We start from the raw sequence: 220 nt of genomic DNA, 5'->3' as shown, positions 1-220 counted from the left end.
TAGATTCCTCTAATTCCACAACTTCTTCTGCTTCCTTAGATTTCTCTACCTCCGCAACCTCTGCTGCTTCCTCAGATTCTTCTAACTCCGCAACTTCTTCTGCTTCCTCAGATTCCTCTACCTCCGCAACCTCTGCTGCTTCCTCAGATTCTTCTAACTCCGCAACTTCTTCTGCTTCCTCAGGTTCTTCTAACTCCGCAACTTCTGCTTCCTCAGATTC

General features: G+C 46.8%; 1 protein-coding gene. It reads right to left on the bottom strand.

Annotated features, from left to right (window positions below):
* On the bottom strand, positions 1-220 hold a 220-nt coding region (locus tag MR071_RS25325), incomplete at both ends, for a hypothetical protein (RefSeq protein ID WP_242238251.1).

It is taken from the genome of Bacillus cereus group sp. BfR-BA-01316 (genome assembly GCF_022664195.1).
Taxonomy (GTDB): Bacteria; Bacillota; Bacilli; order Bacillales; family Bacillaceae_G; genus Bacillus_A.
This window is presented reverse-complemented; position numbering and strand designations above follow the sequence as displayed.